The sequence below is a fragment of the Allotabrizicola aquatica (SeqCode) genome, assembly GCF_965194375.1.
Taxonomy (GTDB): Bacteria; Pseudomonadota; Alphaproteobacteria; order Rhodobacterales; family Rhodobacteraceae; genus Tabrizicola_A; species Tabrizicola_A aquatica.
Genome location: NZ_CBDAEL010000008.1, coordinates 12602 through 26665, shown reverse-complemented (window position 1 = coordinate 26665; position 14064 = coordinate 12602). Strand labels below are relative to the sequence as shown.

The 14064-nt window shown below is 62.7% G+C and carries 14 protein-coding genes and 1 pseudogene; 11 read left to right on the top strand and 4 right to left on the bottom strand.

All coding sequences use genetic code 11. The features are described from left to right. Window positions 1–158 precede the first annotated feature (158 nt). From AC72UB_RS10810 to AC72UB_RS10795, 4 genes are read left to right on the top strand one after another with little or no spacing between them, the layout of a single operon-like run. Window positions 159–1571 carry a circularly permuted type 2 ATP-grasp protein gene (locus AC72UB_RS10810; protein WP_505189785.1) on the top strand — a complete coding sequence of 471 codons (1413 nt, stop codon included), beginning with the start codon at window positions 159–161 and terminating at the stop codon, window positions 1569–1571. A 6-nt stretch (window positions 1572–1577) separates the two neighbouring features. Beyond that, window positions 1578–2522 carry an alpha-E domain-containing protein gene (locus AC72UB_RS10805; RefSeq protein ID WP_505189784.1) on the top strand — a complete coding sequence of 315 codons (945 nt, stop codon included), beginning with the start codon at window positions 1578–1580 and terminating at the stop codon, window positions 2520–2522. Further along, entirely contained in the window at window positions 2522–3328 is an 807-nt protein-coding gene (locus AC72UB_RS10800; RefSeq protein WP_505189783.1) for a transglutaminase family protein, read from the top strand. The genes AC72UB_RS10805 and AC72UB_RS10800 overlap by 1 nt, the downstream gene beginning before the upstream one ends. A 29-nt stretch (window positions 3329–3357) precedes the next feature. Continuing rightward, window positions 3358–4089 (top strand): proteasome-type protease, encoded by a 732-nt coding sequence (locus AC72UB_RS10795; protein ID WP_505189782.1) that lies wholly within the window; start codon window positions 3358–3360, stop codon window positions 4087–4089. Window positions 4090–4144: 55 nt separating this feature from the next. On the opposite strand, the gene AC72UB_RS10790 is transcribed toward AC72UB_RS10795, so the two are convergent. Then, window positions 4145–5080 (bottom strand): alpha/beta fold hydrolase, encoded by a 936-nt coding sequence (locus tag AC72UB_RS10790; protein ID WP_505189781.1) that lies wholly within the window; start codon window positions 5078–5080, stop codon window positions 4145–4147. Continuing rightward, window positions 5077–5367, bottom strand: coding sequence for an SCP2 sterol-binding domain-containing protein (locus AC72UB_RS10785; RefSeq protein WP_505189780.1), 291 nt, complete (start codon window positions 5365–5367; stop codon window positions 5077–5079). Before AC72UB_RS10785 ends, AC72UB_RS10790 begins: the two co-directional genes overlap by 4 nt. A gap of 89 nt (window positions 5368–5456) precedes the next feature. On the opposite strand from AC72UB_RS10785, the gene AC72UB_RS10780 reads away from it, so the two are divergent. From AC72UB_RS10780 to AC72UB_RS10760, 5 genes are all read left to right on the top strand, one after another. Next, window positions 5457–5990 (top strand): tetratricopeptide repeat protein, encoded by a 534-nt coding sequence (locus tag AC72UB_RS10780; protein WP_463289493.1) that lies wholly within the window; start codon window positions 5457–5459, stop codon window positions 5988–5990. A 27-nt stretch (window positions 5991–6017) separates the two neighbouring features. Further along, the gene (locus tag AC72UB_RS10775) at window positions 6018–8981 is read left to right on the top strand and encodes a helicase-related protein (protein ID WP_505189849.1); all 2964 of its coding nucleotides are present in this window, start codon (window positions 6018–6020) and stop codon (window positions 8979–8981) included. Then, window positions 8982–9299 (top strand): RNA-binding S4 domain-containing protein, encoded by a 318-nt coding sequence (locus tag AC72UB_RS10770; RefSeq protein WP_463289494.1) that lies wholly within the window; start codon window positions 8982–8984, stop codon window positions 9297–9299. A 56-nt stretch (window positions 9300–9355) separates the two neighbouring features. Continuing rightward, window positions 9356–9694: a ferredoxin FdxA gene (gene fdxA / locus AC72UB_RS10765; protein ID WP_463289495.1), complete on the top strand. Its 339-nt coding sequence runs from the start codon at window positions 9356–9358 to the stop codon at window positions 9692–9694. Between the two features lie 266 nt (window positions 9695–9960). Continuing rightward, entirely contained in the window at window positions 9961–10470 is a 510-nt protein-coding gene (locus AC72UB_RS10760) for a CarD family transcriptional regulator (protein WP_463289496.1), read from the top strand. 48 nt (window positions 10471–10518) lie between these two features. On the opposite strand, the gene AC72UB_RS10755 is transcribed toward AC72UB_RS10760, so the two are convergent. Beyond that, window positions 10519–11277, bottom strand: coding sequence for an adenosylcobinamide-GDP ribazoletransferase (locus AC72UB_RS10755; RefSeq protein WP_505189779.1), 759 nt, complete (start codon window positions 11275–11277; stop codon window positions 10519–10521). Between the two features lie 71 nt (window positions 11278–11348). Between AC72UB_RS10755 and cobT the strand changes: the two genes are divergently transcribed. Then, complete coding sequence (cobT, locus tag AC72UB_RS10750) at window positions 11349–12356, top strand: nicotinate-nucleotide--dimethylbenzimidazole phosphoribosyltransferase (protein WP_505189778.1); 1008 nt, start codon at window positions 11349–11351, stop codon at window positions 12354–12356. A 9-nt stretch (window positions 12357–12365) separates the two neighbouring features. Here cobT and AC72UB_RS10745 read toward each other — a convergent pair whose 3' ends face one another. Then, window positions 12366–12827 carry an Lrp/AsnC family transcriptional regulator gene (locus AC72UB_RS10745; protein ID WP_505189777.1) on the bottom strand — a complete coding sequence of 154 codons (462 nt, stop codon included), beginning with the start codon at window positions 12825–12827 and terminating at the stop codon, window positions 12366–12368. 132 nt (window positions 12828–12959) lie between these two features. Between AC72UB_RS10745 and hppD the strand changes: the two are divergent. Further along, a pseudogene (gene hppD, locus AC72UB_RS10740) lies at window positions 12960–14053 on the top strand (4-hydroxyphenylpyruvate dioxygenase). The last annotated feature ends 11 nt before the right edge of the window (window positions 14054–14064 follow it).

The following is a 14064-nucleotide window of genomic DNA, read 5'->3' as shown; positions in this document are numbered from 1 at the left end:
CCCCATCTAGGGGTGGCGAGGGGGGAACGGCAAGGGGGCGGTGCGCCTGCCTCAATTTTAGGCAACTGCCACAGAAAATGCAGCCTCCCCGTGAGAAGCGCTTTACCATTGCGAAACCCCCGCCTTTACTGGGGGAAATCCGGGACAAGGTGCAGGCGATGACCAGCTACTTCAACGAGATGTATGACGGCGGTCAGGTCCGCGCACCCTATGCGCGGCTGTCGGATTGGATGGCCTCCATGCCCGCCGACCGGCGCTTGGAAAAACAGGCCGAGGCCGAGGCGCTGTTTCGCCGCATCGGCATCACCTTTGCCGTGTATGGCGAAGGGGGCGATCCGGACCGGCTGATCCCCTTCGACATGTTTCCGCGTGTCTTTACCCATTCGGAATGGGGCAAGCTGGAACGCGGCATCAAGCAGCGCGCGCGGGCGTTGAACGCCTTTCTGGTCGATGTATACGGGCGCGGCGAGATCGTGCGCGCGGGCCGTATTCCGGCGCATCTGGTATACCAAAACGAGGCGTTTGAGCGCGCTGTGGTCGGGTTCGTGCCGCCGAAGGGGGTCTACTCGCACATCGTCGGCATCGACATCGTCCGCACCGGGCCCACGGATTTCTATGTGCTGGAGGACAACTGCCGCACGCCGTCGGGTGTGTCCTATATGCTGGAATCCCGCGAGATGATGATGCGGATGTTCCCTGACCTGTTCCGCGAAAACCGGATCGAGCCGGTGGACCGCTACCACGAACTTCTGCGCCGCACGCTTGCCTCGGTCGCGCCTGCCAAATGCGAGCGTGACCCGACCATCGTGATTCTGACGCCGGGGCATTTCAACTCGGCCTATTATGAGCACAGCTTTCTGGCCGATCTGATGGGGGTTGAACTGGTCGAAGGGGCGGATCTCTTTGTCGATGGCGCCTTTGTCTACATGCGCACCACCCAAGGGCCAAAGCGCGTGGATGTGATCTACCGCCGCATCGATGATGCCTTTATCGACCCCTTGTGCTTTCGCCCCGACAGCATGTTGGGCGTGCCGGGGTTGATGGATGTCTACCGCTCGGGTGGGGTGACGATTTGCAGCGCACCGGGGGCAGGGGTCGCGGATGACAAGGCGGTCTACACCTATGTGCCCGAAATGATCCGGTTCTATCTGGGGGAAGAGCCGATCTTGAACAACGTGCCAACGTGGAAATGCGCTGTGGCAGATGATCTGGGCCATGTGCTGACCAATCTGGGCGATCTGGTGGTCAAAGAGGTTCATGGATCAGGCGGCTATGGCATGTTGGTTGGCCCGAAATCCACCAAGGCCGAGATTGAAGAGTTCCGTGCCCGCATCATCGCCGATCCGGGCAATTACATCGCGCAGCCCACGCTGGCGCTGTCCACCACGCCGACCTTTGTCGCGGAAGGCATCGCGCCGCGCCATGTGGATCTGCGGCCCTATTGCCTTGTGGGCGAGAAGATCGAGCTTGTCCCCGGCGGCATGACCCGGGTTGCGCTCAAGGACGGCTCGCTTGTGGTGAACTCGTCGCAGGGCGGCGGGGTCAAGGACACTTGGGTATTGGCGGAGTAAACGGGTATGCTGTCACGGACCGCCGACAATCTGTTTTGGATCGCCCGCTATATGGAGCGCGCCGAGACGGCAGCGCGCCTTTTGGAGGTTGGCGCGCGCATCGCGCTTTTGCCCACCGCTGTCGGCTATCGCAGCGATTGGGACAGCCTGTTGCGCGCTTCGGGTAATGCGACGGGCTACGCCGCCAAATACGGCGCCCCCGATCAGCGCACGATTGAAAGCTGGCTGTTTTTCGACCGCGACAATCCGAATTCGGTGGCAAGCTGCCTCACGGCGGCGCGGGAAAACGGCCGCATCGTGCGGACCGCTTTGACCCAACAGGTTTGGGACGCGCTGAACACCGCCTTTCAGGAATTGCGCCAGATCGAGGCCCAGCGTGACAAGGCAGAGCTGTCCCGGCTCACCGATTGGGTGATGAAACAGGCCGCCATGGTGCGCGGTGCGATTGACGGCACCATCCTGCGCAACGACGGGTTCAACTTTCTGAACATCGGCTATTATCTGGAACGCGGCGATGCCACGGCGCGTTTGATGGATGTGAAATACTATGTCCTCTTGCCGCGCGCCGACTATGTCGGCACAGGGCTGGACAATGAACAGTGGCTGATGCTCTTGCGCGCGCTGGGCGCGCATCGGGCGTTTCACTGGGCTTACGGCGGCGAGGTGACCTCGGCCAAGATTGCGCATTTCCTGATTCTGAACCCGCAAAGCCCGCGCAGTCTGATCACGTGTGTGGCGGGATTGAACAACCATCTGGGCCGTCTGGCCAAGGCATACGGGCGTGAGACGCCCGCGCAGGCGGCCTCGGCCCGGTTGCTGGCCGGGCTTGAGGGGTTAACACCCGACCATATCTTTGACGAAGGCCTGCACGAATTTCTGACCCGCTTTATCACCGAAAGTTCGGCCTTGGGCGCGGTGATCCATGACAGCTATCTCTCGGGGGATATGTGATGCTTTTGACCGTCGATCACAGCACCCTTTACCATTACGACCAGCCAGTGCGCGCGGTCATGCAAAGCCATCGCCTGACGCCTGCGCGCTTTGACGGCCAAAAGGTTGTGAATTGGACGATCACCGTCGCGGGCGGTGAAATGGGCGGCGGCTTTCGAGATGGGGCGGGTGATTGGGTGCAGGGCTGGACTGTGAAAGGGCCGGTCAGCACGGTCGAGGTGCGGGTGCAGGGGCAGGTGCAGACCACCGATCTGGCCGGTGTCTTGCGCGGACACCGTGAACTGGTGCCGCCCTTGGCCTATCTGCGCGCAACCCCGGCAACCGAAGCCGATGACGCCTTGCGCGCGCTGGCGGACAGCGCGGCGCAGGATGATCCCCTGTCGCACGCCCATGCGCTGGCCTTTGCGGTGGCGGGGGCGATCGCCTACCGCCCCGGCAGCACCCATTCGCATACCACCGCGGCCGAGGCGCTGGCCCAAGGCGAGGGGGTCTGCCAAGACCATGCCCAAGCCCTGATCGCCTGCGCGCGCCATGCCGGATTTCCGGCGCGCTATGTGGCGGGCTATCTCTTTTCTTCCGAGGACGGCACCCCGCATGAGGCGTCGCATGCTTGGGCGGAACTTCATGTGCCGGGCTATGGCTGGATCGGGTTTGATCCGGCCAACCGCTGCTGCCCGGATGAGCGTTATATCCGTCTGGGGTCTGGCCTTGATGCGGCCGAGGCCGCGCCCATCAAGGGCATTGCGCGCGGGCTTGGGGTGGAAAGCCTGTCGGTGACGGTTGCGATCCAGTCGCAAGCCCAATAGGTTACGCCGCGTAAAGGCCGGAGACGACGATGACCTACTGCGTGGGACTTCTTTTGAAAGAGGGCATGGTCTGCCTGTCAGACACCCGCACCAATGCGGGGTTGGACAATATCTCGACCTATCGCAAGATGTTCCACTTTGAACACCCCGGTGAGCGGGTGATCACCGTGATGACCGCTGGTTCGCTGTCGATCACCCAGACAACGCTTGCCCGCCTGCGCGAAGCGATTGACGATCCGGACGCGACCGAGGACACCTCGATCATGCTGGCCCCAACCATGTTGAAGGTGGCCTCGATCATCGGGCGCATGCTTTGCGCTGTGCGGCTGGAGATTGATGAAAAGCTGGCCACGATGAAACAGGCGGCCACGGCGTCGATGATCGTGGCGGGGCAACGCAAGGGCGGCGCGATGCGGCTGTTCCTGATCTATCCCGAGGGCAATTTCATTGAGGCGACCGAGGACACGCCGTTCTTGCAGATCGGCGAGCACAAATACGGCAAGCCGATCTTGGACCGCGTGGTGAAACCTGACACGCCTTTGGCCGATGCGGAAAAGGCGGTGCTTTTGTCGATGGATTCGACCCTGCGGTCCAACCTGTCGGTGGGCATGCCATTGGATCTGGCGGTCATCCGGCGCGACGAATGCGCCGTCAGCCGCCAGCGCCGCATCGAGGCGGGCGATCCAGCGTTTCGCGCAATGTCCGACGCATGGTCGCGTGCGCTGCGCGACGGGTTTACGCAGATCACTCTGGGGACCTGAGACCCGGATTATTGCCAATAATCCGGACCGGGGTTTTCAAAAATTCCGGGGCACCCTAAAGGTGCAGATCAAAAAGCGCGCAAGCCTCATCAAAGAACCGCGCGCGGGTGTCTGGGCGCTCCATCATCACCTCATGCTCGGCACCGGGATAAAGCGACAAGGTCCCCTTCGGCCAATGCGCCATCCGGGCATGGATCGGGCCGATATCCACAATCCGCTCTTGCAGGCCGAGGGCGGTTAAGGTGGCGATATCGGGCGAGGGCCGCACAGCCAAGGCGTTGCACTCGGCCAAGGCGGCCTGCAGCCAGCCCAAGGAAGGGCCGGCCAGCATCATCTCGGGGCAGGCCATCGCCTGCTGGCGCATGTAGTCCCACATCTCGGGGTCGGTGGTCAGCGTGTTGCCGACAAAGGGCACGGCCATGACATAGGTCGCCTCGCGGCTGCCCGGCACGATGCGGTGGTCAAAGCTGAACCAGCGCGAGGCGCGCGCCATGGCCACGGCCACGGGCCGCATCCAAGCCGAAATCAGGATGCCCCACATCGGGGCCGAAAAGGCCACCGCCTTGAACGGGTGGTTCCCCATCAGGCAGCGCAAGCCGATGCAGCCGCCCATTGAATGGGCGATCATGAACCACGGCTCTGGCAGGGCCTCGGCGCGGGCAAAGGCGATCACCGCCGCCATATCCAGCTGATATTCGTCGAAATCGGTGACATGACCGACCAAAGGATCGTCCAATGAACGGTCGGCAAGCCCCTGTCCGCGAAAATCCACCGTCAGCGTGGCATAGCCGCGCCGCGCCAAATCTTTGGCGGCGCGGCCGTATTTTTCAATGTATTCCGTGCGCCCCGGCAAGAGGAACACCGTGCCTTTGGCCGCATCTTTCGGCCAGACCCCCACGCGGATCTGCACGCCATCGGTGGCCTGCAGCCAGCGCGCAAAGGCCCCTTCGGGGCCATCGGCCATGACCGCATGGAACGGTGCCCCGCTCACGCGAGAGCCGCACCCAGCTGCATTGCCAAGCCCATCGACCCGTCCACCGTCAGCTTACCCGTCATGAAGGCGCTGGTGGCGTTCATCTCGCCCTCCAGAATGGCGCGGAACACGTCGGCCTCGGCGGTCAGCGTCACATCGGCCTCATCATCGCCCGCGCGCACGCCATCGTGGTCGATCATGATCGCGCCCTCGCCCGGAATCACGAACTTGGCCACGCCAGCGCTGAAGCCGCCGTTCATCTTGGTGGCAAGGGCTGCCACGGCTGCGTGGATCACGTCGCTCATCAGTCTCTCCATTCTGCGATCACGGGGCTGGATATTCGCCGCCGTTGAGTTACGTTCGTGTTATGAAAGTTTGGCAACGCCTTCACAACATGATCGTTGCGGCACTTGTGCCGATGATCTTGTGCGCCGGGATGGCCTTTGGCCAGACTGCGAAGCTTGACGATCTGTTCAACAAGCTGAAGGCAGCTGATCCGCAGGCGGCAGAGCGGATCGAGCAAGAGATCTGGATCGAATGGTCCAAGTCAGGATCGGCGGCGATGGATCTTCTGCTGGAGCGCGGTCGCCGCGCCATGAGCGCGGGCCAACTTGACCTTGCGGTTGAGCATTTTACAGCCCTTGTCGACCATGCCCCGGACTTTGCCGAAGGCTGGAACGCCCGTGCGACGGTGCTCTATCAGATGGGGCAGTTCGGCCCCTCAATGGCCGACATCGCCCAGACGCTGCAGCTGAACCCACGCCATTTTGGCGCTATGTCAGGGTTTGCGATGATCCTTGAAGATTTGGGCCGCCCAGAGCAGGCGCTTGAGGTGCATCAGGCCGTGAAGGCTATACATCCCAATGCCGCAGGGGTATCCGAAGCCATCGACCGGCTGACTGCCGATCTGCAAGGCAGCTCACTTTAAGGAAGCCCAGACATGGACGCCCGACAGATGGACGCCCGCGCCCGGGTCACGGCGGTCCTTGGGCCGACCAACACCGGCAAAACCCATTACGCGATTGAACGCATGCTGGCCCATCGCACCGGCGTTATCGGCCTGCCGCTGCGATTGCTGGCGCGCGAGGTTTATGATCGGATCGTCGCCCAGCGAGGGCCGTCTGTGGTGGGGCTGGTGACCGGCGAAGAGCGAATCGTGCCCGACCGCTGCCAGTATTGGGTCTGCACGGTTGAAGCCATGCCCTTGGACATTGGCGCCGATTTTGTGGCGGTCGATGAGATCCAGCTTTGCGCCGACCCCGACCGTGGCCATGTCTTCACCGACCGGCTTTTGCGCGCGCGCGGTTTGCATGAGACGCTGTTCTTGGGCGCAGAAACCATGCGCGGCGCGATTGCCGGGCTGGTGCCAGGGGTGACCTTCCTGAAACGCGAGCGGTTTTCGGAACTGACCTTTACCGGGTCCAAGAAGATCAGCCGGATGCCCGAACGCAGCGCCATCGTAGGGTTTTCGGTGGACAACGTCTATGCCATCGCCGAATTGATTCGGCGCACCAAGGGCGGATGCGCGGTGGTCATGGGGGCGTTGTCACCCCGCACCCGCAACGCGCAGGTGGCTTTGTATCAAAACGGCGATGTTGATTATTTGGTGGCCACTGACGCGATCGGCATGGGGCTCAATCTCGACATCAAGCACATCGCCTTTTCGGCCACTGCTAAGTTTGATGGCCACCGGATGCGCCAGCTTTATCCCCAAGAACTGGCCCAGATCGCTGGGCGTGCTGGGCGGCACACGGAAAACGGCACCTTTGGCGTCACCGGTGAGGCGCGGCCTTTTGACGAGACCGTTATCGAGGCGATTGAAGAACATCGCTTTGACCCGGTGCGCAAACTCCATTGGCGCAATCATGATCTGGAGTTTGGCAGCGCCGAGCGCCTGATCGCCAGCCTTGAGCGGCACACGCATGACCCATGGCTCACCCGGGCGCGGGATGCCGATGATGTCTTGGCGCTGAAAGCGCTGTTTGAGATGCCCGAGGTCAAGGACAAGCTGACCGGACCAAAACGCGTGCAACTTTTGTGGGACGTCTGCCGCATCCCCGATTTCCGCAATGCGGGCGGGGGGGAGCACACCAGCCTTCTGGCGCGGATTTTCGACTTTCTGGTCGGTCGCGGGCTGGGTGGTGGCAAAGTTCCGTCAGATTGGATGAAAAAAGCGGTCGAACGCATCGACAAACCCGGCGGTGACATTGACACCATCTCGAAACGACTGGCCTATATCCGCACCTGGACCTATGTCGCGCAGCGCAAAGGCTGGGTGGAAGACGAAAGCCATTGGCGCGAAGAAACGCGCGCTGTAGAAGACCGCTTGTCAGATGCGCTGCATGCAGCCCTGACCCAACGATTTGTAGATCGCCGCACCAGTGTTCTGATGCGGCGGTTGAAGCAGAAGGAGACCCTCGTGGCCGAGGTGAATGACAAAGGCGAAGTGACGGTCGAAGGCGAATTCGCCGGCCGTCTTGAGGGGTTCCGTTTCTCGCAGGATGCATCCGCCAGCCCCGATCAGGCGCGGGTTCTGCGGACGGCGGCGGTGCAAGCGCTGCGCCCAGAGTTCCATCTGCGTGCGGACAAGTTCTACAACGCCGCCGATACCGAGATGGACTTTACCGAACAGGGGGGCCTGATGTGGGGCACCTCTGCCATCGGTAAGCTGGTCAAGGGCGGTGAGATCACCAAACCCACGGTTGAGGCCTTTGTCGACGAAGAGGCTGGTGAAGAGGTGGCCGAAAAGGTCCGCCGCCGCCTGCAGCATTTCATCGACCGCAAGGTCGCCACCCAGTTCGAACCGCTTTTGGCCATGGGCCGCGACGAAACCCTGCAAGGCTTGGCCAAGGGCTTTGCCTTCCGGCTTGCCGAAGGCTTGGGCGTCTTGGATCGCGGTGTGATTGCCGCCGAGGTCAAGGAACTCGATCAAGAGGCCCGCAGCGCCCTTCGCAAGCATGGCGTGCGTTTTGGCCAATACACCATTTTCCAACCGGCCCTGTTGAAACCCGCGCCCACGCGGCTGCGGCTGGTGCTGTGGTCGCTGTGGAACGGGCTGAGCGAGTTCCCTGAAAGCCCGCCGCCCGGTCTGGTCACCATCCCCAATATCGCGGCGGTGCCAAAGCCCCATTACACGCTGGCCGGGTATCATCCGGCAGGCACCCGCGCGATCCGCATCGACATGCTGGAACGTCTGGCGGACATCCTGCGCCAGAAGGACACCAAGGCCGGGTTTGAAGCCACGCCCGACATGCTGTCGATCACCGGCATGACGCTGGAACAGTTCTCTGACCTGATGGGCGGTCTCGGCTATAAGGGCGACAAGGCAGAGCGGGTAAAGGTCAAGGCCGCAGCGGTTCTGGTGCCGGTTGAGGTGGATCCGAACGCACCTCTGAACCCGATCACCGAAGAAGAATCGGCCTTTGTGCGGGTGGAAGAGCCCGCAGCAGCGTCTGACGAGGCCGCCGCACCTGATATGGAGGTGTTCTACACCTTTACCTGGGCACCCAAGCCGCGCTTTCAGCGCCCGGAACGTGCACCCCGTCCCGAAGGTACCGCCGCCCGTGGCCCCCGCAAAGAAGGCGACGCCCCGCAAGGTGAGCGCAAGCCGCGCGGTGACCGTTCTGGCGACCGAGGTGCAGACCGTGGCCCCCGCAAAGAGGGGGACGCCCCGCAAGGCGACCGTCCTCAGGGCGAGCGCCGTCATGGCAAGCCGCAGGGTGAACGCTCGGGTGACCGCGCAGGCAAGCCGCAAGGTGATCGCGGTGACCGTGGGGACCGCGGTGGGGATCGCAAGGGCGGCAAGCCGAACCGCGACGATCGGCAAAAGTCCTTCGAGGCCCGTCCGCCGCGCGTTGAAAAGCCGGTTGATCCTGACAATCCCTTTGCCGCGCTGATGGCGCTGAAGGGCAAGCTCTGATTGGCGGGGCCTTCGGGCAAAGCTGATCCCGGCGTCCAGCCGAAACTCCGGCTGGACAAATGGCTGTTTCATGCCCGGTTCTTTAAATCGCGCGATTTGGCGCAGGACTGTGTGGAAAGTGGCCATCTGAGGCTGAACGCCCAGCGTTGTAAGAAGCCTGGCCATGGGGTTGCGGTGGGCGATGTGCTGACCTTTCCCCAAGGCGGGCAGATCCGGGTGGTGCGGGTTCTGGCGCTGGCCGAGAGGCGGGGTCCGGCGACCGTGGCGCAGGCGCTTTACTGTGATCTTGATGCACCGGGGGCCGATGCCAGTGCTTGAAACATCAACCCGCCTGACATAAACACCGGGCGGAACCAAATGGAACGGGGTGTCCCATGACCTATGTCGTGATCGACAACTGCATCGCCTGCAAATACACCGACTGCGTCGAAGTCTGTCCGGTGGACTGCTTTTACGAAGGCCTCAACGCGCTGGTGATCCACCCCGATGAGTGCATTGACTGCGGCGTTTGCGAGCCGGAGTGCCCGGCCGATGCCATCCGTCCGGATACCGAACCGGACATGGACAAATGGGTGGCCTTTAACCGCAAATATGCGCTTTTGTGGCCGGTCATCACCACCAAGCGTGATGCTTTGCCCGACCATGAAGAGCGCGACGGCGAAGAAAACAAGCTGGAGAAGTACTTCTCCGAAGAGCCAGGGAAGGGCGGCTGATTCGCCGCCTTGGCGCTTCCGAATCGCCTAAAAAGGTAGATTCGCATCAATATCAATGGCTTGTCTGTTTTTCTCCCTGTTTTACCGCAGTTGGAATTCCGTGATTTTTGTGTTACACAATGTCCACAAACAATCACGGATGCCTGTCTGACGCCTCAGGTCTGCTCGCCTGAGACGAAACTCCTGTCGACTGTAGGTCTGCATCCGGTAAATCCGGGCGGGCCGCTTTTGCCGGGACTGGCCTCCTGCCGAGGAAGCAACCAAGAATGACCAAATCGAAGAAGCCCGATTTCCGCCCGAACGAGTTCGTGGTGTATCCCGCGCATGGCGTGGGTAAGATCATTTCGATCGAGGAACAGGAAATCGCCGGGATTCATCTGGAACTGTTCGTGATCTCGTTCGAGAAGGACAAGATGACGCTGCGGGTTCCCACCCACAAGGCCACCGAAATCGGCATGCGCGCACTTTCGGCGCCGGATGTGGTGACAAAGGCGCTGGATACGCTGAAGGGCAAGGCCAAGGTCAAGCGGGCCATGTGGTCGCGCCGGGCGCAGGAGTATGAGCAGAAGATCAACTCGGGCGATCTGATGGCCATTGCCGAGGTTGTGCGCGATCTGCATCGCAGCGACGACCAGCGTGAGCAGTCCTATTCCGAGCGTCAGCTCTATGAGGCTGCGCTGGAGCGTTTGACCCGCGAAGTCGCCGCCGTCTCGGGCGTCGATGAGGCCGGGGCGCAGCGCAAGGTGGGCGATGTTCTGACCAGTCGCGCAGCCTAAGGCGTAAGTGGATTTATCTATGAACGGCGGCTCTTTGGCCGCCGTTTTTCATTCCAGATAGGCGGTTGCGACCGCCAGCGCAGTAACCTCGGCCAGCACTTGTGTCGCCCCAAGAACATCGCCGGTCTGCCCGCCGATCTTGGCCCGCGCCACCCCGGCAAGGCCCGCCGCCACCAGAACCACCGCCAGTGCCAGCCAAAGCGCTGCACTTCCGGCAGCAAAGGCACCCAGCAGCAGACCAAAGCCAACGCCGGCCCAAGCCGCCACCCAAGACGGCGCCCCGTGCTGGGCTGAAAGCCCGCCCGCGCGGGCATTGGGCAGGCCCGCCATCACCAGCCCCATCGCTGCGCGTGACAAGATCATGGCGGCCAGCGCAAACCCCCATGCGCCCGCGCTCATCAAGGCCGCCAAGGCCGACCAGCGCGCCAAAAGCGCCAGCATCAACGCAACCGCACCATAGCTGCCTATGCGGCTGTCTTTCATGATCTCCAGCCGCTGTTCCCGGGTATGGCCACCCCAGAACCCATCGGCACAATCCGCGAGCCCGTCCTCATGCAAGGCCCCGGTCAATGCAGCCTGCACTGCCATCACAAAAACCGCCGCAACCCCCACCGACACCCCTGCCCAAAGGCCAAGCGCGCCGAGGGCCAGCGCCGCGCCCCCGGTCACCAGCCCAACCAAAGGCCAAGCCCAGACCCCGGCCGGACGGGGCAGGGTAAATGGCACCGGAATTCGGCTCAGAAGACCAAACGCGGCGAGCATGTCGCGCGCCAAAAGCGGTAAGTGGTCGCGGATCGGGTGGCTCATGTCTGTTCCGGTCTGGTCATGGGGCTGTTCAAGGGCTAGCCAAGTGGGGCGTGACCTTCAAGGACTATGCCATGCCCGCCTTCTCCTCGCTTGCCGAATTTGCCCAGCTCTTGCGCGCGGCCCCAGCTGCAGATTCCGCCGCCCATCAGGCCGCTGCGGCGCACAACGGGCAATTGACCAAACCGCCCGGCGCTCTGGGTCGGTTGGAGGATCTGGCGCTTTGGGTGGCCGGTTGGCAGGGCACGGGCCGCCCGCGCATTGCAACGCCGCAGGTGCTGATCTTTGCCGGCAATCACGGGGTCTGCGCTCAAGGTGTGTCGGCCTTTCCCCCCGAAGTCACGGTGCAGATGGTTGCCAACTTTCAGGCCGGTGGCGCTGCCATCAACCAATTGTCAAAGACCTTTGGCGCCACGATGGCCGTGCATGCCTTGGATCTGGATCGCCCGACGGCAGATTTCACCCAAACCCCCGCGATGACCGAGGCCGAGGCGGTTGACGCCCTGCTGACCGGCTGGAACGCGGTGGATGCCAAGGCCGATCTGCTGGTCGTGGGCGAGATGGGGATTGGCAACACCACAGTGGCGGCGGCCATTGCGGCGGCGCTGCTGGGCGGCACCGGCGCGGAATGGGTTGGGCGTGGCACCGGGGTAGACAACGCGGGTCTTGCCCGTAAGGCGCGTGCGGTAGATGCCGGGCTTGCCCGCCATGCCGCGCGCGACCCGTTGCAGGTGCTGGCCTGCCTTGGCGGGCGCGAGATTGCGGCGATGGCGGGGGCGATGGCGCGGGCGCGGGTGGACCGTATCCCGCTGATCTTGGACGGGTTTATTGCCTGCTCGGCGGCTTTGGTGCTGCACAGCCTGACACCTGCCGCGCTGGATCATGCCGTGGCGGGTCATCTGTCAGCCGAAGGTGCCCATGGCCGATTGCTCGCGGCCTTGGGCAAAGAGCCCTTGTTGTCGTTGGGCTTGCGTCTGGGCGAGGGGTCGGGTGCGGCGCTGGCGCTGGGGGTGGTTCAGGCGGCGGTGGCCTGCCATTCCGGCATGGCGACCTTTGCCGAGGCTGGGGTGTCGGACGGCTAGAGCCGCCCCTCAGACCCGGATCGGCAGCGGCGCATCGGCCTTGAGCTGATCCATCACGATCTGGCTTTGCACGCGCGCCACCGCCGGATGCGGCAAAAGCCGCTCATGGATCAAGCGGTTCAACCCTGCCAGATCAGCGCACCAGACCCGCAACAGATAATCCGCCTCACCCGTCAGGGTCCAGGCCGAGATCACCTCGGGCAGGGTCGCGATCAGGGTGGCAAAGCTGCGTGCAAGCTCTGGATCATGGCGGGCGAACTGCACCTGAATAAAGGCCTGCACTGTCAGGCCCACCCGTGCCGGATCAATCCGCGCGGCATAGCCGGTGACAAACCCCTCAGCCTCCAGCCGCTGGCGGCGGCGCGCGGCCTGACTGGCCGAGAGGTTCAGTGCGGCCCCCAGATCTTGGGCTGTCAGCATGGCATTGGCCTGTACAAGCTGCAAAAGCCGCGTGTCTGTTGCATCCAGCATGCGAAAACTCCGCGTATAATGGACATTCTATGCGAGTATCACGCGGATATCCCACCGTTTCAATCCAAGAATGCGCGCAGCTCGCATGGCATCCGCGATAAACTGATCAGACAGCAACATGAAAGGGTCATCATGGGTCCGTTTCCGCATTCCGCCCCCAAGGCCACCATCACCCCGGCCAACCCGGCGGGCACCGATGGGTTCGAGTTTGTCGAATTCGCCCATCCCGAGCCGCAAGCGCTGCGGGATCTGTTCACCCGCATGGGCTATGCGCTGACCGCGCGCCACCGGACCCGTGACATCGAACTGTGGCAGCAGGGCGATGTGACCTATATCCTGAACAATGACCCCGAAAGCCACGCCGCGCGCTTTGCCGCCAAACACGGGCCCTGCGCGGCCTCGATGGGCTGGCGTGTGGTGGATGCCGCCCATGCCTTTGCCCATGCGGTGAGGATGGGGCAACGCCCTATGCGGGCGATAACAAGGCGCTGGACGTGCCTGCGATTCTTGGCATTGGCGGGAGCCTGATATATTTCGTTGAGGACTACGGTCCGGGACGCCACCCCTATAGCGCCTTCGACTTTGTAACCGCCCCTAAGCCTGCCGGTGTCGGCTTTCACTACTTGGACCACCTGACCCACAACGTCCACAAGGGCAACATGGACATTTGGTTCGACTTTTACAGCCGGATTTTCGGCTTCAAACAAATCCGCTTCTTTGACATTGAAGGCAAATTCACCGGGCTTTACAGCCGCGCCCTGACCAGCCCCTGCGGGCGCATCCGCATCCCGGTGAACGAAGATCGCGGTGAAACCGGGCAGATCGTGGAATACCTCAAGCGCTATAATGGCGAGGGGATTCAGCACATCGCGGTGGGCTGCGATGACATCTACAGCGCCACCGACGAGATCGCCGCGCGCGGGCTGACATTCATGCCAAAGCCGCCGATGGCCTATTACGAGCTGTCAAAGACCCGGGTCGTGGGCCACTGCGAGCCGATTGACCGGCTGGCCCGCCACGGCATCCTGATTGACGGCGAAGGCGTGGTCGAAGGGGGCGAGACGCGCATCTTGCTGCAGATCTTCTCGAAAACCGTGATCGGCCCAATCTTCTTTGAGTTCATTCAGCGCAAAGGTGATGACGGGTTCGGTGAAGGCAACTTCAAGGCGCTGTTTGAATCGATCGAACAGGATCAGATCGACCGTGGCGTCGTGGCCGCGCGCTAGTAAAGCCCGCG